This window comes from Pseudomonas sp. DCA-1 (genome assembly GCF_046523955.1).
GTDB lineage: Bacteria > Pseudomonadota > Gammaproteobacteria > Pseudomonadales > Pseudomonadaceae > Aquipseudomonas > Aquipseudomonas putida_Y.
This window is the reverse complement of record NZ_CP169881.1, coordinates 352,449-370,340: the sequence shown is the minus strand read 5'-3', so window position 1 is coordinate 370,340 and position 17,892 is coordinate 352,449. Positions and strand designations below refer to the sequence as shown.

General features: G+C 54.0%; 18 protein-coding genes and 1 pseudogene. 11 read left to right on the top strand and 8 right to left on the bottom strand.

Annotated features, from left to right (window positions below; translation table 11 throughout):
• Together ACE4QZ_RS01940 and ACE4QZ_RS01935 are read right to left on the bottom strand one after the other, a co-directional pair.
• Positions 1 to 1,488 (bottom strand): SulP family inorganic anion transporter, encoded by a 1,488-nt coding sequence (locus ACE4QZ_RS01940; RefSeq protein ID WP_009684101.1) that lies wholly within the window; start codon positions 1,486 to 1,488, stop codon positions 1 to 3.
• 488 nt (positions 1,489 to 1,976) lie between these two features.
• Entirely contained in the window at positions 1,977 to 3,518 is a 1,542-nt protein-coding gene (locus tag ACE4QZ_RS01935) for an RES family NAD+ phosphorylase (protein WP_410480274.1), read from the bottom strand.
• A gap of 79 nt (positions 3,519 to 3,597) precedes the next feature.
• On the opposite strand from ACE4QZ_RS01935, the gene ACE4QZ_RS01930 reads away from it, so the two are divergent.
• The 4 genes from ACE4QZ_RS01930 to ACE4QZ_RS01915 all read left to right on the top strand — a co-directional run bounded on the left by ACE4QZ_RS01930 (position 3,598) and on the right by ACE4QZ_RS01915 (position 6,520).
• A complete protein-coding gene (locus ACE4QZ_RS01930; RefSeq protein ID WP_060514600.1) occupies positions 3,598 to 4,431 on the top strand; it encodes a TIGR04255 family protein in 834 nt (277 codons plus the stop codon).
• Positions 4,432 to 4,434: 3 nt separating this feature from the next.
• Positions 4,435 to 5,115, top strand: a complete 681-nt coding sequence (locus ACE4QZ_RS01925; RefSeq protein ID WP_186595160.1) for a Cro/Cl family transcriptional regulator — start codon at positions 4,435 to 4,437, stop codon at positions 5,113 to 5,115.
• Between the two features lie 11 nt (positions 5,116 to 5,126).
• The gene (locus ACE4QZ_RS01920; RefSeq protein WP_410480273.1) at positions 5,127 to 5,990 is read left to right on the top strand and encodes a hypothetical protein; all 864 of its coding nucleotides are present in this window, start codon (positions 5,127 to 5,129) and stop codon (positions 5,988 to 5,990) included.
• Between the two features lie 344 nt (positions 5,991 to 6,334).
• A complete protein-coding gene (locus ACE4QZ_RS01915) occupies positions 6,335 to 6,520 on the top strand; it encodes a hypothetical protein (protein ID WP_186595156.1) in 186 nt (61 codons plus the stop codon).
• Positions 6,521 to 6,598: 78 nt separating this feature from the next.
• Here ACE4QZ_RS01915 and ACE4QZ_RS01910 read toward each other — a convergent pair whose 3' ends face one another.
• The 6 genes and pseudogenes from ACE4QZ_RS01910 to ACE4QZ_RS01885 all read right to left on the bottom strand — a co-directional run bounded on the left by ACE4QZ_RS01910 (position 6,599) and on the right by ACE4QZ_RS01885 (position 12,402).
• Positions 6,599 to 6,787, bottom strand: coding sequence for a hypothetical protein (locus ACE4QZ_RS01910; RefSeq protein ID WP_186595154.1), 189 nt, complete (start codon positions 6,785 to 6,787; stop codon positions 6,599 to 6,601).
• Positions 6,788 to 6,934: 147 nt separating this feature from the next.
• Positions 6,935 to 8,425: a helix-turn-helix domain-containing protein gene (locus ACE4QZ_RS01905; protein ID WP_410480472.1), complete on the bottom strand. Its 1,491-nt coding sequence runs from the start codon at positions 8,423 to 8,425 to the stop codon at positions 6,935 to 6,937.
• A 105-nt stretch (positions 8,426 to 8,530) separates the two neighbouring features.
• Positions 8,531 to 8,812, bottom strand: a pseudogene (locus ACE4QZ_RS01900) (TniQ family protein); the annotation flags it as partial.
• 77 nt (positions 8,813 to 8,889) lie between these two features.
• On the bottom strand, positions 8,890 to 9,825 hold the full coding sequence (locus ACE4QZ_RS01895; RefSeq protein ID WP_410480272.1) for a TniB family NTP-binding protein: 936 nt from the start codon (positions 9,823 to 9,825) through the stop codon (positions 8,890 to 8,892).
• Positions 9,822 to 11,783, bottom strand: coding sequence for a Mu transposase C-terminal domain-containing protein (locus ACE4QZ_RS01890; RefSeq protein ID WP_410480271.1), 1,962 nt, complete (start codon positions 11,781 to 11,783; stop codon positions 9,822 to 9,824). Before ACE4QZ_RS01890 ends, ACE4QZ_RS01895 begins: the two co-directional genes overlap by 4 nt.
• Positions 11,764 to 12,402 carry a TnsA endonuclease N-terminal domain-containing protein gene (locus ACE4QZ_RS01885; protein ID WP_186595131.1) on the bottom strand — a complete coding sequence of 213 codons (639 nt, stop codon included), beginning with the start codon at positions 12,400 to 12,402 and terminating at the stop codon, positions 11,764 to 11,766. Before ACE4QZ_RS01885 ends, ACE4QZ_RS01890 begins: the two co-directional genes overlap by 20 nt.
• A gap of 951 nt (positions 12,403 to 13,353) precedes the next feature.
• On the opposite strand from ACE4QZ_RS01885, the gene ACE4QZ_RS01880 reads away from it, so the two are divergent.
• The 7 genes from ACE4QZ_RS01880 to dnaB all read left to right on the top strand — a co-directional run bounded on the left by ACE4QZ_RS01880 (position 13,354) and on the right by dnaB (position 17,892).
• Positions 13,354 to 13,653 carry a hypothetical protein gene (locus ACE4QZ_RS01880; protein WP_225786317.1) on the top strand — a complete coding sequence of 100 codons (300 nt, stop codon included), beginning with the start codon at positions 13,354 to 13,356 and terminating at the stop codon, positions 13,651 to 13,653.
• Positions 13,654 to 14,025: 372 nt separating this feature from the next.
• Positions 14,026 to 14,400: a hypothetical protein gene (locus ACE4QZ_RS01875; RefSeq protein ID WP_225786318.1), complete on the top strand. Its 375-nt coding sequence runs from the start codon at positions 14,026 to 14,028 to the stop codon at positions 14,398 to 14,400.
• Between the two features lie 32 nt (positions 14,401 to 14,432).
• Positions 14,433 to 14,768, top strand: coding sequence for a hypothetical protein (locus ACE4QZ_RS01870; RefSeq protein WP_181718358.1), 336 nt, complete (start codon positions 14,433 to 14,435; stop codon positions 14,766 to 14,768).
• Between the two features lie 45 nt (positions 14,769 to 14,813).
• Positions 14,814 to 14,993, top strand: a complete 180-nt coding sequence (locus tag ACE4QZ_RS01865; RefSeq protein WP_181718359.1) for a hypothetical protein — start codon at positions 14,814 to 14,816, stop codon at positions 14,991 to 14,993.
• A gap of 201 nt (positions 14,994 to 15,194) precedes the next feature.
• Positions 15,195 to 15,725: a hypothetical protein gene (locus tag ACE4QZ_RS01860; protein ID WP_181718360.1), complete on the top strand. Its 531-nt coding sequence runs from the start codon at positions 15,195 to 15,197 to the stop codon at positions 15,723 to 15,725.
• A 220-nt stretch (positions 15,726 to 15,945) separates the two neighbouring features.
• Positions 15,946 to 16,200 (top strand): hypothetical protein, encoded by a 255-nt coding sequence (locus ACE4QZ_RS01855; protein WP_181718361.1) that lies wholly within the window; start codon positions 15,946 to 15,948, stop codon positions 16,198 to 16,200.
• 162 nt (positions 16,201 to 16,362) lie between these two features.
• Positions 16,363 to 17,892: a replicative DNA helicase gene (gene dnaB / locus ACE4QZ_RS01850; protein ID WP_181718362.1), complete on the top strand. Its 1,530-nt coding sequence runs from the start codon at positions 16,363 to 16,365 to the stop codon at positions 17,890 to 17,892.

The window sequence follows — 17,892 nt, the reverse complement described above, 5'->3', positions numbered from 1 at the left end:
TTAGTGGCTCATGAGCTTGTCGATGGCACCGGGTTTGTCATGCACGCCGAAGCGGTCAACGATTGTCGCGCTGGCTTCATTGAGACCGAGCACTTCAACCTCAGCGCCTTCGCGTCGGAACTTGATCACGACCTTATCCAGCGCTGCGACGGCGGTGATATCCCAGAAATGCGCCTGTGTGAGATCGATGGTGACCTTGTTGAGCGCCTCCTTGAAGTCAAAAACCTCAGTGAACTTGTCCGCAGAGCTAAAGAACACCTGGCCCACGACGCGGTAAGTCCGATGCGATTTCGTCTCTTCAAGAGTGCTCTTGATATCCAGGTAGTGCCCGACCTTGTTTGCGAAGAACAGGGAGGCCAGCAGCACACCTACCAGTACGCCGTAAGCCAGATTGTGAGTGGCCACGACGACCACGACGGTCGCCACCATGACGAGGTTGGTCGACAGCGGATGCTCTTTCAGATTACGCAAGGAATCCCAGCTAAAGGTGCCGATGGACACCATGATCATCACAGCCACGAGTGCCGCCATAGGGATTTTGGAGAGCCATTCGCCAAGAAATACCACCATCAGCAGCAGGAAAACGCCGGCACACAATGTCGAGAGACGGGTGCGGCCACCAGATTTCACGTTGATGATCGACTGGCCGATCATGGCGCAACCTGCCATGCCGCCAAGCATGCCGGCAGCGATGTTGGCCACACCCTGGCCTTTGCACTCGCGGTTTTTGTTGCTGGTGGTGTCGGTAAGGTCGTCGACGATGGTCGCGGTCATCATTGATTCGAGTAGACCCACTACTGCCAACGCAGCCGAGTACGGGAAAATGATGCGCAGGGTTTCAAAATTCAGCGGAACTTCAGGCCAGAGGAAGATCGGGAGCGTATCAGGCAGTTGGCCCATGTCACCGACGGTGCGGATATCCAAACCGAGGTAAATGGCGATGGCAGTCAGCGTCAGAATGCACACCAATGGAGAGGGAATCACCTTGCCGATTTTCGGTACATACGGGAACAGGTAGATGATTCCCAGGCCCGCAGCGGTCATGGCATAGACATGCCAGGTGACATTGGTCAGCTCAGGCAATTGCGCCATAAAAATCAGAATCGCTAATGCGTTTACGAAGCCGGTGACTACCGAGCGTGAAACAAAGCGCATCAACGAGCCGAGCTTCAGGTAGCCGGCAAGGATTTGAAGTACGCCACATAGTAGCGTCGCGGCCAGCAGGTACTGGAGTCCATGCTCTTTTACCAGCGTAACCATCAGCAGTGCCATGGCGCCTGTCGCCGCCGAGATCATTCCGGGGCGCCCGCCGACAAAGGCGATGACAGCACAGATACAGAAGGAGGCGTAGAGACCGACTTTGGGATCTACCCCGGCGATGATGGAAAAGGCGATGGCTTCCGGGATCAGCGCGAGTGCGACCACCAGCCCCGCGAGCACGTCGGCACGGACGTTGGAAAACCACGTTTGTCTAAGTTTTTGCAGCATATAAATATCCAAGGCAAAGCATCGCGCACGCCAAGGGAGTGGCGAGCGAATCGATACAAATTCAAATTTTGAGGATTTTTTGCTGTGTGCTTAAGGTGTAAAACCAGGCGTACAGCAGTGAGCACCCGCGAGCGAGGCTAGCGGAAGCAGGTTGTTGCGAGGGGGCGTAGCGCTAAGGCGGCGTAGGCTGCCAGTAGATCGTTTGGAGTACAGTCATGCTGATGTTCCTGTAGCTCAAGGGGTATGCGGAGCCGAAGTATACAATGAAGCCATCGTCGATTGCGACCCGCTGGCAGGCTCTGCATGACCTACGTCAGATACAGGCTTATTCAATGGGTATACCTGCGGGCAAGGCTTTGTTTTCCACCCGTTCTTGTCCGAGCTGGTCTGTGTGCTGAGGGGTGAGTTGGCCAGACGGTTACGGCTTACAGTTCAGTCTCGCATACGAATATTTATGTGGCAGAAGCCAGCGCCTTCCGCCCTCGATTTCAATCGAAAATTGGTCCGAGCCGCTTGCGATTTAACTCGCTCATAAACAATCCATAGATGTGGTCGTATTCCTTGGCCTTCGTTTCGATCGCAGTAACCTTGTGGAACCGGAAGGATTTAGCAACGACGACGAGCCTAGCCGATGGTCCAAATGGGTTGTGAGCAAGCGTTTCCCTCCCGACAGGACCGTCTGCTGGGTCAGGATTCTCCGGAGGCACATAGGAAAGTAGGCTGGATTCGGGGAAAAGAACCACGTTTGTCCCTACCTCGCCCGTTTGGACAGAGGGGAACACCAGTCCATCCACGTACTTACCAAAACGCAACCGGAGGTATTCGAAAACAACCTGCGTGGACAGATAGCTCAACTCGTCGTTTCGTGCTTTAGGGCGAGACATCTTCTTGACCAAAGAGCCAAGGAAAGCCTTCCGATGCAGCGAGTCGCGGTATCCCTCATCCAACATCGTAAGCTCTGGAGGCTCCACTCGATCCAGTACGGTGAGGTCCAACAGCTTCAGTTCGCTAATAGGGGTCAGGGCAGCGCTGACCACGTGGTCGCCAGTGATAGAGCGGATTTCGCTGAGGCAGGTTTCCCGCTCAAACGCGCAGTACAGTGCAGAAATTCCGTTCGGGGTCATACGCTGACTGCTAGCAAGGCTCTTAGGCGTGGGGCCAAATTCTCCGGCTGGATCACCAATAATTTTCTCTGCCTGCTCCTGGTCCCGGGCAAGACGTGCCCGGTAAAGGAACTGCCCCTCAGCAATGGTGCGAATCACTGCAGGTTTGAGCTCGCCGCTGTCGGTCACCAGCAGTGAAAAGACGGAGTCGAGAAACTCGCCAGCCCCCGTATTGAAATAGCGGTGTTTGTAGTGAACATCGTTCACGAACGCCTTCCAGCGCTCCTCGTAAAAATTCTGCTCCAATGTTCCGTCATCGCTATAGAAATGCGTTTCGTTGGCTTGATCATCAATGTTGAATTCACTCGGAACACCACCACACAGATCTTCAAAGTAGGGCTCTTCACCAAGATCAAACCACTCCGACAGAACGACACCGATATCTGAAACGTTGATGAAGTCCGATCCACAGTGGTACAGCAGGCCGAGCTCGTAGTCGGATAGGTCATCCTTGGTAGCGACGTTCTCTGCGACGCGTTCATACACGTAGTCGAACAACCGCTGTGACTCGATGACTTGCCCATGACGGCTGCAGTACCTGCAGTTGGCTTCAGCCCCGGACGAGTCAAACAGCTTTTTCAGTGGAGCCGGTTTTACACAATCAACACAAATCATAGGTGCTACCTGAGCCTTCTTTTCTAAGCCGTCTGCAGCTACAGCGGCGCTTTTTATCCGGTGGCAGATGCCGTGAATCTTGACCTTTGAACCGCTGGTAGAAGCACCTTTCCGCTCTGACGCTCCCTTCAAGGTCGAAAATGAAGGCGACGAACGGTCACTCCCTGTGCTGACTGTAGCCAGATGGCGATTTGCGTGGGCATCAGCCGAATCCACGCTCTCATCAGCAGACAGCATTAGCTCGAACCGCATTTCGCAGCCCACCAGTCGTTTGCCAGTGTGTAAACCTACCTGTAAACTGTCAATCAAAGTGTCAAGCTGAGTAATCGAGATGGGAACGAAATACGCAAACGCCCCGGTCTACTTCACCATCGGCCAGGTGCGTCACAACACCCTGCTGTCGCTGAAGTCCTACCTACCGGCGATCCAGGAGCGCATGCGAAAGGCTGGTTATCCTGATTTCAACAGCGCCCAGCAGATGCAGTTCTCTTTTGGCGCAGTTACTGGTGGTGATGACACGCAACCTTTCAAGCCGGGCGTTCAGCAGATCGAAAGCTATACGTTCTCCAATCTCGAAGGCACCCAGGGCTTTCTGCTGGAACCGAGTGCGCTATCGTTCCGCTGCACCGAATACGAGACCTTTCCGGAATTCTATGCCGAGCTGGAACGAGGCCTGAAGATCTTGGAGGAAGCGGTGGATGGCCTGGCTTATTTTGAGCGCTTAGGCCTGAGATACCTTGATGCGGTTGTACCTGCAGAAGGGGAAACCTTGCAGCAGTATCTTGCTCGTGAGGTGTGGGGTACTCCTGCCTCACTTGACCTGGGACAGGTATACCAGTTCGAAGGACAGCCGCTGACGTATAACCACTCGTTTGCCGAGTCGTCGGCCACCATTCCTAACATTGGGCAGGTAGTGTCGCGGGTGATTGTCCAGAACAGCGAGCTGCGCTTCCCACCAGATCTATTGCCCGCCCCGCTCAAGATCGGTCATCGCTTCAGCGAGCTCAATGGACAGCATGCAACCGTCGACGTCGACGCCAGTTTTTCTGAGCGCCGAAAATACGATTCGGCTGAAATTAGAGATAGGTTCCAACACCTTCACGACCTCGTTAAGTTGTTCTTTAACGCGACCGTGACGGACCACGCACGGACAGCATGGAGTTAACCTATGAACACGATGTATGCACCATCCCCAAGCCCGGGGCTGGCAGAGCGATCCTTCAATGTGGCGAGTCGGCATCTCGAAGCTGAACGCGAGAAAGCCAAGAGTTCAACAGGAAGCACTGCGTTAGCTTGGGGCTATGGACTGACCGTGGCCTTCGCGTTGTGCATTGGCACCTTGGCACCGCAACCTCAGCCTCGTGAGAGCCGTGAAAGCAGGGAATTCAGAACATCAATTCAAGGCAACGCCAAGCTTGAATCCGCAGTTGCTCCGAGGACAGCTGCAGAAGCGTTGTCTTATGTGCGCACCACTTTGAAACCAGCGGTGACTGAATTGGCATCGATCTTCGGAGTTTCGAGGCAGGCTATCTACAACTGGCAAGCCGGTGAGCACATCTCAGAGGGCAACGAAGCTCTGCTCTACGAACTGGCCGCGGCCGCCGATCGTATCGTGGCCCATCCGCTCGCAGGACAAGTGAGCGCCAAGCGGAAGCTCCCTGGCGGTAGATCTCTATTTGAAGCCGTTGCCGGCGGCATGTCAGGTGTAGAGGCTGCTGGAAAACTCATCGCCATGGCTGAAAAGGAAGGCGCACAGCGCGCAGCCATGGATTCGAGACTGAAGAACCGAAATCGGGCCGCCGTAGACCTCGCGTCGGTCGGCTCGCCGCATTTGAAAGACAGAGCATGAGGTAGCAGTTGATGGTGAGCTGGAGTCGATCTACCCCGTGGCGACAAGGATACATTGTCGATAGCCAAACACTCGCCCAGCTCGGCATCATCATCGACGGCGATGGCCAGGAAAAAGTCATCGCCGTTGTTGCTACACACGACTGTGACCTTGCACAGGAAGCTGCAGGCGAGCCGGAAGTGGAACTGATCTTAGGCAGAATCCTGGCTGAGAAGCTTGATGGCAATTACACACACTGTAAAACCGCCAGGCGGCTACACCTAGAGCTGACTGGAACAGATCAGCACCTCCTCTGTGAGTTCGATGCGAGCAAACGGGTTCGAGTCTCCAAGGAGCACCAGGAGCCGTCCAAAGCCTTTGTCTCCTATGAGCCGGCTCGTACCTTTCTGATGAACGGACAGGAACGAAGCATCTTCCAGCGCTGGCTGGCTGCAAGGTATCGCCGCTCTTCATTTCCAGATGAATTTGATCGCCGCCTGAGAGACACCAAGGTAGCTGAGCGCCTCGCCAAACTTTTCAAAGACTCCGGCAACCACATCCCGGCCGTATTCTTCGACGTTGATCAAGGTATGGAGAGGACCAGAGACGGATCAGATGATCTCTACGAGCTCTCGATCCTGGTTCTCTACAAGACTGACGAAGACCCTGAGATTGCTGAAGAGGCAGCTCAAGCTGCAGTAAAAGCTATCGAGGAGCTTTTCCAGAACCGGTGCAGAACCGGGGAAGACAAGAGTTGGAAGTGGATTGAGCTCATTGAAATCGATGTGATTTCAGATGAAGCGCTGACATACAGTCAATCGCTCAATCTGACACGCTGGCAGGCTGACTATGTGAGCCTGAGAAGCGACCCGGAACAGCCAATTCTTGACGATTGAGCCACATCTCCTGATTTTTTCGGCCAAGAGACTGAAAATCAAAGGAAAAAATAGGGGGAGGGGTTGACACCAGAATGATATGACGAGATACTTATAATTGCCGATAGTTATTTCTGTCGACAAAAAAGCCCACCAATGTTTGCAGCATTGGCAGGCTCTTTGAACCGTGCACTGGATGTTTTTGCAGAACTCCAAAGCACAATTAGAAAACAAACCCGGAGGTCAGGTTTCCACACTCGGAAAGAGATTCTACGTACATCTTTATCTCTTTACAACACCTGCTTGACTAGCGGCATTTGCAGATGCCGCAGGTATCTCCGGGTTCTCTCATTAGGAGATCCCGTATGACCATGATTTGCAGACCCTTCATTACCCTCCGCAACGGCAAACGCCTCTTTGCACACGAGGTTGGTAAAACCGCGTTCTGCTTTGAGGTAGATGAAGTTCGGAAGGCTAAGCCGCCTGAAGGGGCCGGTGAGCAAGGTACGCTCGACCTTGGGGATGATGACGTACCTTCCAAGCCTCACTGATGTAACAAGAAGCCCGGTAAGCGTCAGCTTACCGGGCTTTTTTTTGCGCATCGAATTCAGCGGCTGATCGTTCGAGCGTCAATGCATTTTTATGGAGAGCTTCACAGAGAGCTCCAGGTCTGTGCTTATCTCAGCGGCAGGCGCCACCGCAGAGGGCACGGCATGATCAGCAGCATTCGGTAGCGCTTGGTTTATCCACAGAAGCACGACACCGCTGAGAATACGTGCGAGGGTGCTCTTTGAAATTGTGACGAAGGCTTTGTGCATTTGGAGGTCCATTTCAGAAGTGGACACCCATTAAATAGCTCTCGAGGCCGTGCCACCACCACCCTGCGAAAATATGCTCAAGTCCCAGACTGGGACTTGAGGATTATCCACATAGATCCATCGACATCCTTTCCAGAGCCCGAGCTATTAGGCCTGGACGGACGCCTGTGTAGCATCTGCGTCACTACCGTGAGCGGTCCTCCACACAAGGTAGTCGGCCAATTTCTTGCTTCGCGACCATACGTATTGTCGGCAGGAAGCATTCACCATTGTCGGGCCGGCAACGGGCCTGAAACGGATGTCCCATAGATGCCTGAGTGAGTCTCTCGGGGACATCCCCAAGTAAGCAGCAATCTCGGGGCCAAGGATGTACCTCTGCCTGAACGTTTCAATCGCCTTCGGAGTAACTCGGTGCTGAGTGCAACGGCCAATTTTCGCAGGATTACTTTTAAGCAGCCCCAAGCGGACACACGCGTAGGCGACCTCCTCCTTGACCCCCAGTATCGCTGCTGCTTGGGAAACCGATAATCCGGAGAATTCAAAATCGCTTTCTCGGAAACGCTCCTGCATCCACAGTGCGAGATCAGTTGACCTCACTAACAACTGACCCAAGGCCGCTGACTCATCTTTATTGCTACGATAAGCCTGTAGGGCGCCGGATTTGATTGCCTGGAGCAATTCGACGAGACCTCCGCCTGCGGGCAGATAATGTTTGGCAGTGAAATTGATCGTTAGCAACCCCGATTCAGTTACCAGGTCGACATCACCCGGCATCAACTCATCAAGCGAATCTCTAGACACCAACCATGGGCTGCGACCCACCTGGTGCTCGCCAAAGAATTCGAGAAGGCCGCCCGAAAGGAGTTGGCGGACGCGCGTCATGCTGAGACCGAGGATCTTAGAAGCCCCACTCAACGTGACCGCCGCATGTCTGTGATAAGACACCTCTTGAAGCTGCCCAAGGTGGACCACCCTCAGTAACCGCGAACCTCTCTTTTCCTCTCGGTGATCAACGAGCCCGCGCTGGCAAAGAGTCACCAGTGCGGCTCTCGATAGCCCCATCGCTTTAGCCCCGGTTTGAAGGGGTACCCATAGATGGTTTTCGACCGTCTGGTGGCTGAGGTATCGATTTCGATTCGACAACGGTGCCGCCCATTCTTCCAGCAGATAAGACTCAAATTCGTCGCGGACGAAGCTGAAGCAAGGGGAACTCAAACTATGATGGATATCTCGATAGATGGGACCAAAAGCGCTTGTCACTTTCCACTCTCCGGAACTGGAGTGAGCATGCTTGAGGTCGCCGAGCAACTGCCTGAATGCGCTGGGCCAGTCCATGAGAATCCTGGCTGCTGCATCTGCCAACGTCCTTGAGACGCCTACCGAGGAAATTTCTGGAACCTTCAGTTGCATCAAGGTTTGAGCTCGCGTGCGCCGAACAGCTAAACGCGCCGCAAGCTCATGCAGATCGTTGAAGGGTAGTCCTGAAAGTCCGCCAGCATTCGGCAAGGGCGGTGAGTAGAACGCATTCTCCAGCGCCGAGGACAGCCACTGGCACGGTTCGCTAGCTAACCGTGTGTATTCCTCAGCGCCGGGGCTAGCAAGCGAAAACCCGCATGCTTTGCATCTGTTATCGAGCATCGAGTTATGACAGGTTTTCAAACTGCAATGTGGGCAGCAGTTTAAGAGTTCCGTTCGGTGGGAAGTACACGAGGTGACCAAAGTGATTTCCCAAGTTTCCTTCCAGTAGCCTCCCTCAGCCAGGCACTGCGCGCAGAACCTGACACTGCGCACTGACCAAATCTTAAAAGGCCTGGTTATGGGTGAGCGAAGCTCCACTGCCGCCTCATGCCAACTCCGCGGTGTACCACAATGGCGGATCCACTCCTTAACGTCACAGTCATCCGCCTGCTTGAAAGCCCTGAGCGCGTCGTTACTGGTGAGCCCGTTAGCCAGGGCGAGCCGTTGCAAGTAGCCTGAGAGGCTTTCGTCGTGATGAGGTCGAGGGTTAATTAGAAGACCAAACATTCCTACACATCCATGAAATCGAAGACATAAAGATCAGAGGAGTAGGGCCGGGCTACACCCAGCCCTCATCATGAGCACTAGTCCTCTTCAACTTTCGCGAACGGCTCGTTCATCCCAATCAGTGGCTGGAAATTGAAACTCCCACTGAAGGGGTTACGTTCCTCTGTGGCTCTGCTCCATACCTCATCCTCGAACGCCTCTGCGAGTACGGGTAGCTCAATTCCTGCTAAGCCACGACTTACGGCCAGCCAGACGGCTCGATCCACGATCTTGATGAGGTAATCAATCAAGCCATAGGAGGCTAGGTGAAAGCGTTTGATCATTGTTGGCTCAGTGAAACTCACCGCAGGAACAGGCAGTTCGCCCTGAATCGCCCCAAGAAGCATCACGAACTGGACTGAGGATTTGCCGGTCAAGGTGAAGCGGTCATAATCCACCGTGGCCGAAAACCTGCGGCGCAGTTGCTCGTTCGCTTTAAGTAAACGCTCAGTACGCTTCAGACCAAGCAAAACGAACGTGATGCTCGTATCGTTCATCAAGCTCTTGATCCAGTCTGCTGTCTCATAAGCACCATGTCGGTGATAGTCGACCAGGTGCTGTACCTCATCGAGCGCTACCACCTCCACACCGAGATTCTTCAAGAGCAGGACCACACGGGCAAATTTCACCTCGCCAGAATGTCCCCGCGCTGTTGCGAATGGATCCTTAAGCGCTGTAAGCATCGCTGCCGCGAGACTCTTCTTGGTGGGCGACGAAGGTATCTCTACAAACAAAACAGTCCGCTTTTCTGAATCAATGCTGCCGGCATCCTCTAATGACCGAATGTATTCCATGATCAGAGTGCTTTTGCCTACGCCACTAGGGCCCTGGATCAGTAAACCGTTACTCGTCCCGGCGCGCCGACTATCGGCGTGCACCTCGCTGAGACGGGTCAACGCTCGTACCGCCTGGGAGCTGTGGATAAACCTGTGTCGTAGCGAGAAGGTGAGCTTTGGCGACTCAGAGACATTCATGGTTTGTTACTCCCTGCAGGCGAACGGACCGAAACTTTGAAAGCAGCAGCGGGTGGTATGTGATCAATGGAATCGTCGGTCCATTCCATTTCGCCGAGTACTTTAGGGGGAGGCGCGATCTCGCTCTTGCGGCCTTCTTTATCAATTTTGGCTCGTGCAGCTTCGCGTCTCTGCCTGAGCTTCTGCGAAAGGCGAGCCTCTTCGACATCTTCCATGATTTCCTGATAACACCGGTGAGTTGCTTCGAAGCTGGGTTGCTCACCGTTTTTTTCCCGCAGCGCATTTTCTGCAGCCCTCCACAGCTCCCGGCTCTTGCCAACCATGCGCTCGTCTTTCGCTGGTACTTGAAAGAACAAGTTTCTGAAGCGATCGTGCACCCAAACGTGTCCGGCCTCGTCGCGATAACGAACGTTAACCTTCTCACCCTCTGCCAGACGCATGCGCAGTTCCGCGAGCTCCGTGGAGTGATAGAACAACTTTCCAACCTCGACTCCGTAATGGTGAACCTTCACCGAGCTGCGCTTGGCCAAGATGCATTCCAACGAATCTAGGTCGACGGGGAGAGAGATGACGTGATTCGCCTCGCTGGTCGCCCAGACCTTGGCAGGAGTCCGCATCGCTAGTCCCCGGTGCGGCGTTTGGTGATAACCATCCACGATCCATTTCACCAGCACCGCTTCCAGTTGGGGCAGAGTGAAGCAAGCATTCTTCTCGGAGTCGTAGTCACCACGTTGTTGAATATTCGAGAAGGTGGTTCCAGGTAGGTTATGAATCAGCCCCAGGTTCTGGGTACTGAAAAAACGTTCTACCGCACCTTTCTTCTGAGGAGCCCTGGAAGCGGGATACATAATCTCAATACCCAGTTCGTTGAACCCCATGATGAGATCACCAGCGTGAAATTCAGCTGCGTTGTCCGGAACGATCCGTGTCGGTAAGCCTCGGGCCCACCATTCATTCCGCACCTTAGGAAAGCGCGTGAGCAGCTCGGCTTTGGGACGAATAGCGCGCTCAATGACCCGAAGAACGGTCTCTGTGTTCGGCGCCGAGAGGTGAAGCAGATAGCCCATCACCATCCGGGAGAATCGATCCATGACAATCGTCAGGTAGGGGCGTCCGATACAGAGTCCCGTGGTTTCATCCACCAGCTGTACGTCTAGTTGAGTGTGATCAATCTCCCACCGCTCCAAGATCTCATGAACGCGCAGCATACCTATGGCCGTGCGGTGTTTTTGCTTAGCGGCGTGTTTCCCTAGCCTAGCTTCATCAACTAAGTACGGATCCAGAGCTGCGATATACCTACGGACAGTCATCGCAGATGGAATTCTGAGCTGATTGGAGGGCAATCGGGATAAGTTTTCCTCCTCTACTTTGGTTTTGAACAGAGCCGCGACCTTACTAACGCCAGGCAGCACGTCCTTGAGGTAGCTGTCGTTGATCACACCATCGAGTATCTCCTTGAGCTCTCCCTGGATCGCAGGAGTCCGCCCTTTTTTGGCATGCTGAGGGATAAGCTTTGTGACATTGTCTCCTATGTATTTGGAAGCCCAACGTCGGATCGTTGATATGGAAGGTGCACAGGCATCCCCAATTTTCTTGGCGATTCTCTTAATATCTACAATCATGTCTTCTTCACTCGGCAGCTTGTTTTTACCGCGCTCAGTTAACGCGTTCAGATACTCGCGTCGACGCAAGGCCTCACCCCTGTGCTTTTCCGGGAAGCATGAAATGTCTGGAGGGATGTTCCGGACATACGGAACCCTCCCGAGGTAAGGCTGATCAGCAGCGACCTCAATCTCACGCCTCTCATAGCCCTGATAAAACTCTTTCTCGGACAGCTTCGTGGGTTCGCCGAGCTCATCGAAAAAGAGCAACCTCCGGTCGATGAGCCTCTTCTCAAGGACCATCAGGACGCCACGCACAATGACGACCAATTTCACCTTAAGGGAAAAGGTCTGCATGACGGTGCCCTCCCTGAAGGAAAATCGGGGAGTCAGTGTCGAGGGGCTTATTGAGTTCGATACCCACAATGCCCAACCCAAGCAGACGCCAGCCCGGCCTCTCACCCACAGCTAACAAAAGATCGGAAACAGTCTTGGGGACCTGGTCATTGAGGACCGTCAGCACCTCCTCAAGCTTCTTACCCGAAAGCACTGGACCACGCCGATGAGACATCAATCGACGAAGGTTGCTAGCAAGGGGCTCTTCTTCAATCAGCTTGTCAGTGACTACCGAAAAGTTACGGCCGGTAGATATGAAATGGCGTTCAGCTGTTTCCAGCCGATCTCTGACTCTAGCTATGTTTAGGCGTTCTTCCGGCTTCACCTCAAACCACCAGTCCCGCCCATCTGAGAGGAAAACTCGTAGGTCGGGGTAGTATTTGAAATACCCCTGAGCTGAGGGAACACGCTCCTCACTGGGCTGAACGACGTAACTGATGACGGCAGGCGACAGCTCAAGAAGCCGAAAGAAAGCTCCCTCCAGCTGGGATTCCCAGGGCACAGGCTTTTGATTTTTCAGCGATGGAAAATACCCGCGGAAATGGTTAGACCGACGTGTGACTACCTTTCTCACCGTCATGAAGCACCTCCAAAAATCTCGAAACGAGCGCCGCCGCTGCACCAAAAAACTGAGGCGCAGGGCAGGCTAAGGGAGGCCTTTCGACAGGCAACACTGTGCCGTCGAGTGGCCTCGCTAAGGTCGAAAAGATGGGAGAGGATTGACAGGGGCTTCGAAAAAGCAGACATTGCGGTTTCTCACGTCGCAAGTCCGCTTCGCTAAGCGCGGTCAGAACCTCTCAGTTTTGGTCGCGTTTTTCTACATTTGGGCCTCCATTTTCTGCTGGAGTGGTCTGGATTTGATGACTAATCAGAATTTCCAGAGATCGCCTTGATCTCTTTCTTTCTAAGCAAGACGCTTGTCACCGCACCAGCAGTTTCAATTTGATCTTAGGTTTTTGCTTCAACTGTCTGATTGGCATAAACATCCAATCTGGAAGCTAGAAAATGCGGTCCTAGATCTTATTCCAACACTCCATTGAAATCTACAGTTAATCCAACTAGCCAATTTGGTGTTTCTTACAGTCGCCTGTTATCTGTATTAAATTAATACAAGCAGATTTAATTAATCTGCTTGTATTCCGGTGCATTATTAAAACCTTTCTGGATTCGCTACTTCCTTCCAGATTCATCCGCCGAGCCCTTCGGCCTGATTCTCCTTTCCACATCCGTACGCAGACGGCCAGCCTCAGACCAGCCGTTGGGGGCAGGGTGCCCGCAGGAATTGGAAGCAAAAAAAGCCCGCTAATGCGGGCTTGATGTTGACCGGCGGAGACCAAGATTTGGGCCCGGCCGGTCATCTATTTGTGAAAGCGTGCAGCTTTTCTGTGAACCTACATCATTTCTGTTTGGTGTCCTTTCGTCTGTGGCCTTGTGGCCTGGGCGTCGGATGATATCAATACTGGTTAATTATCTGTACGCGTTGTGTGTTACTTTTCATTCCGGCAAGCGAGCCATGTCCGGGAGATCCTTGGTGAGTTCAGAAAAAAACACCCGCAAGCGTGCGGTTTTCTGGGGCGTAGCGTTGCTCGCTCTGATCGGAGGACCGCTGGCCTACAACGGCCTGGGGTTGAGCAAGCTGAGAACTGGTTTTTCCTCTGCGACACCTGATGAAATTCAGGCGGTGGCCCGTGATTCGAGATGTGCGACTCGGCTCCTGGTGAATGCCAACCGAAGTGCGCAGGACATTCGGGTTAGAGATCTGGAGTGGGTGAAGGAGCGCTGCGCGCTAGTCGAGCGTCAGGCCGAAGCTTTCGAGGGGACTGCACCATGATTTCGTCAGGCCAGCAGCCCGCCAAACAACAAATTCGGCGCAACTACGTGGTTGGCGCCATCTGCATCGCAGCTTTTTCGGCGAGCTCATTCGCATACACGTTGCCCGGGCTTACCGCTAAGGCGGCATCGCTTGTGGTCGGGTACTGGGCGGCACTGCCGTTTGTGCACCTGGCCACAGGGCATGGGTTCGGATTCAAGAAGAAGCGGACAGGAGCCACAGGCTGCTCTGGCGTTGATGTCCAGCGGTGTGATGCTGGAAGTGCAGTTGAGCAGTTCTCCCAAGCGCAAATTGAGGTTGCACCAGGCGTTGATGCGGTTTCTGCCTCGCGCACTCCCTCCAGTCCAAGCAATTAGTGCAGGTTGAGTCGATATGAAAAGAAAATACAAGAACGGTAATTCTGGCTGGAAGACAAACTGGCTCGGCGTTTGTGAGCGCCCTCGGTTCTTCACCCTTGTCACGCTCAAAGCCCTGGTAATGTTTGTTGTCCTAACTGTTTTGAGTTTATTGCGCTCTGCAGTGGTTTTATTAGTTATTGCCTTGATTGTTTCAATGGTCGGCAAGATGTTTGCATCTACTGAGGCCTTTGATGTGCGAAGGCTTGCTGTCTTGGATGGGGCGCCAGACTATTTTACTCTGATAGTCTTGATTTTGGTTTGGCACGGGATGGTGTGCGATGTATTTGCAGCGCTGCGAAAATGGCGGCAAAAGCGAATTCGGAGCCGGAACGAAATTAAAATGAGCTGATACCTGCAGCTGTGGTTAAGGAATGAGATTATATGATATTCAGAACATGGAAAGATTTAGATTATCGGGTAAGAGATACTCTGGTCATTGCTCCAGCTTTGTTGTTGGCCCTGGGGGCAGTTACAGGGGGGGTCTTCTATTTTGCTCCAGAGACCGTTACTCGGCCTGCCGGGGAGGTTAAATCACTGCTGCTGCACCATTCTTCTTTCTCGACCATTACGACCTTGGAAACTACTGAGGGTTGGTACCAGCTTGAAGGGGCAGTGTCCGGAGCTAGGGGCGACATCGTGAGTATTCAGACAACTGCCGGTTATCAGAAAGCGTGCCTTAAGTCCAAGGACAGTAAAGCTTGCTACGATTTTCGTTGACGCAAGGGTGAACGTCTGTGGTGGCACATGAATAGGAGCTCCATAATGCCAGAACAAAATACAACCCAAAGTGATAAAGGCTCCTTTGTCGGCGAGTGGGGTGGGGTAATCTTGGTTGTTTTAATGGTCAGTGCGATTCTGATTCTCAGTGTGCTCGCTTCTAAGGCCGGTTACGACAAGCCGTTCTCAAATAAGTTTGTCGCGCCCCTCGATAAACGCCTTTGAGGGAGTATCCCAGAATTGTTATTTAGAGTAGTGCTGGCAGCCTTCAAATACGAAGGGCCCTTTGCCTCTCTCTCTGGGGTGTGGCGCCCTAGGATGCGAAATCGGTAGTGAGTCTTGTGTGGTATTCAGTCAGAATTCAGCGGCATTTGCCGGGTGAGGAAGCTCGGCCCCCTACGAGAGCAGTACCAGGAGCTGAGACACTTGAACACCCAGGAGCAACTGCGTTACTACGAGGCTGCGATCATCGCTGCACCGCGGCGTGTATTGGCTGGCGATGACGACTGGAAAAAGGACATCACACGTGACGCTGGGGTTTACGTGATATGGCAGGAGAAAATTCCAATCTACGTCGGCGAAACCTCGGCACTTCGCGCCAGGATGGGTGATCTCACAGTCTTTGAGCACCATACCTTTGCGCGCAGAACCTGCGATTTGTTCGGACTTGGCGCTAGGGACAGAAAGGGCCTGATCAGCGTATATTCAAGCAACTACGAACTGTCCTTCTGCGCGGTCCCGTTTGGGCGCAAGGAGGTCGAGGAATACTTGATTTTGCGCTGGCGCTCAAGCCTGTCGAACAAAGTCGCAGCACGGCTGCTGTCGGGCCACCAATACAACTGGGTTGTGCCTGCTGCACCAGTCTTCGATACCGGTGCCGGCAGTGCTTCGGACATCCAGGGGCTGCCGGGCAACCGGGCGAAGGAACCCGATGTCGTAGCGGTCGCAGAGCTTTAGATCCTCCCTTGTTCTGTATTTCAGTCGGTCTAGAATGTCTTCATGATTTCACTGAAAATATAGGATATTCAGTAGCTTACAGGTCGTGTCCTTGACCTTATATGCCGTTTGACATTCGGTAAATCTTTCAGGATTATAGTTACGTGTTACGGTCTTGCGATCGTAATCCGCGACTGCGCATCAGCTCAGGCGGAGTCTTGGCCCCATCTGGAGAGTTTGAATGTCGATCCCAAAACCGAGTGCCGAAACTTCCGGCCAGGCCGGCGATGATGCTGGCTTGGAGGCGGCGCTGCAGGAATTCCGCGATAAGATCCAGGCCGCTACTGGTCGATCAGTGCTCCCGCTTGAGTTGGCGGCATTCCGCGCCCAGGTCGCTACTTGCATCGCTCACCGGCAGCCGCGGCTCGTGCAGTTTGGCCTTTGCGACTTTCAAACCCGCACCGGGCGGGCAACGTTGATCCAAGTGACGTTCTGATCCGGCCGGCCACCCAGCGCGTGGTAGTTGCGTTCTAGGCCCCCAAACAACGAACATCGTGACCAAACCCCAGCTGTCAGCGCAGGTCAGGACCACCTATGGGTACTGATTGCAGCTGGCAGCCCGATCCACACCAGCATTTCGACGAGTAAGGCCTGAGGCTTGAACGACCATATCCATCTAGCGGCTGAATACGATCAGACCCCCAGTCGGGAGCTGCCGCATTCTGTTGAAGCCGAGCAGGCCATTCTAGGCGGATTGCTGAACGAGCCACGTGCCTGGGTGCGTGTCTCGGACCTGGTGGTCGAATCTGATTTCTTCCGCGCAGACCACAGGCTCATTTTCAAGGCTATTGCCAGGCTGCTTGAAGAGGGGCGGGCGCTTGATGTCGTCACGGCACAGGAGGCTTTGGAACGTGCAGGTGAGCTCTCGAATGCAGGTGGCTTGGCCTATCTGAAAGAGCTTTCCGATAACACCCCGTCCGTCGCCAACATCGCGTCCTTTGCTCGCGTAGTCAGCGAGCGCTCGCAGTTCCGGAAGATCATTGGTGTGTGCGAGGAGATCGAGCAGAGCGCCAACTCCCCAGCCGGCCGCTCCGTGGAAGATCTGGTGCATGATGCCGAAGCGAAAATGCTGTCTGTGGCCGGTCAACGGCCGAAGGAGGGCGGTCCGGTTGGCATCGAAACCCTGCTCAGAAAGGCCGTCGATAAGATCGAAACCGCCCATGAGTCAGGGCTTGCGTCCCTGGGCCTATCGACAGGTTTCGTCGACCTCGATAGCAAACTGAGCCTGTTGCGTCCTGCTGACCTGGTCATCGTGGCTGGCCGGCCATCCATGGGCAAAACCACTTTTGCCATGAACATTGTGGAAGAGGCCGTTCTGCGGTCGGATAAAGTGGTCGTGGTCTACTCCATGGAGATGCCAGGCGATGCACTGCTAACGCGCATGCTCTCCTCGATGGGTAGCATTGACCAGTCGCGAGTCCGATCCGGGAAGCTGTTGAATGAGGACTGGACCAAGCTGACCAAGGCTGCCAACGCGCTCAACAAAAACGATCGCTTCTTCATTGACGACACTCCGGCGCTGAGCCCATCGGAGATGCGTAGCCGCACGCGGAGACTTCGACGTGTGCACGGCGAGATAGGACTGATCATGGTGGACTACCTGCAGCTGATGCAGATCCCCGGATACGGCGGTCTCAACCGGACCAACGAGATTTCGGCCATCTCCAGGTCACTCAAGGCTTTGGCCAAGGAATTTGATTGCCCCGTGATTGCACTCTCGCAGCTCAATCGCTCGGTGGAACAGCGCAAGGACAAGCGCCCGGTGAACTCCGATCTGCGCGAGTCCGGCGCCATCGAGCAAGACGCTGATGTGATCATGTTCGTGTACCGGGATGAGGTGTACAACCCCGACTCCCGGTTTGCTGGCACCGCCGAGATCATAATCGGCAAGCAGCGAGAAGGACCCACCGGTTTCGTCCGGCTTGGCTTCGAGGGGCGATACACACGCTTTGTTAATTTGGAGCCGGGTACCCACGACTTCACCGATCAAGAAATGGGGGTTGAGAGAATTGACCCCAACCCGCGACTTGGCCGTATGCCTGTCCAGAAGCTCGTAGAAGGGGCTGCGAAGAAGGTTGAGGGCAAGGGCAGGGGGCGGCGCCGAAAGGGCGTAAGAAAGCCCCCGTGA